The organism is Bacillus sp. SRB_331 (genome assembly GCF_003264175.1).
Taxonomy (GTDB): Bacteria; Bacillota; Bacilli; order Bacillales; family Bacillaceae_G; genus Bacillus_A; species Bacillus_A mycoides.
Genome location: NZ_NADV01000129.1, coordinates 1 through 711, shown reverse-complemented (window position 1 = coordinate 711; position 711 = coordinate 1). Strand labels below are relative to the sequence as shown.

At 50.9% G+C, this 711-nt stretch carries 1 protein-coding gene; it reads right to left on the bottom strand.

What is annotated here, in order from left to right; genetic code table 11:
- A partial coding sequence (locus tag B5P42_RS33315) for a gag-polypeptide of LTR copia-type domain-containing protein (RefSeq protein WP_142674075.1) occupies positions 1–711 on the bottom strand: 711 nt, incomplete at its 3' end.

The window sequence follows — 711 nt, the reverse complement described above, 5'->3', positions numbered from 1 at the left end:
GCTGCTGCCGGTTGCAGTTGAGCAAAGACTCTCATTATTTGCCATAGTAACTGTCACGGGATCGGAATCGGGCAGAACTTCCTGCAAGGTAGAGGATTCGGGACACATGTGCATTGAGCAGCAACAGTCACGAAGCCATTCGTCACTGTGTTCATGAGCTGATTGTTGGGAGAGTGGAGCTACTTTTGATCGTTGGAGGGGATAGACTGAGGCAGACTGTTTAGTGAATAAATGTTTCGGACGTAGCTCGGGATGTTGTGCCCAGCAGTGGGCATTGTCATGCGAGTTGGAGTTGTGATAGCTGCAGCGAGAATGCCGTTTGACTGAGGTAGCGCATGCTCGAGGCAGGATGGAAACTGCCGACACTTCACGAGACCTGTGCTCGAGTTGGGCTTCAAAATTGATGAGCGACGCGGCAGTAGCGGCAAACTTGACTTCGCTGAGTGTATCCAACGTGACGGTGAATGCGTCAAAACAAGATGGGAGGCCTGATAGTAGGCGATCAGTCATGTCTTCATCTGTCATATCCTTTCCGATAGCGCGGAGCTTTGACTGTAAAACTTGAAGGGTGGCAATGTAAGTGGCCATCGGGGCGTCATTCTTTGTGCAGTTCCAAAACTCGGCGATGAGTCTGGTTCTGGTGGATCGTGATTTCTTGCGGTAAAGGCTTTCAAGAAGCGCCCACGCCTTGTGTGCCGTTGTTTCCTTCAT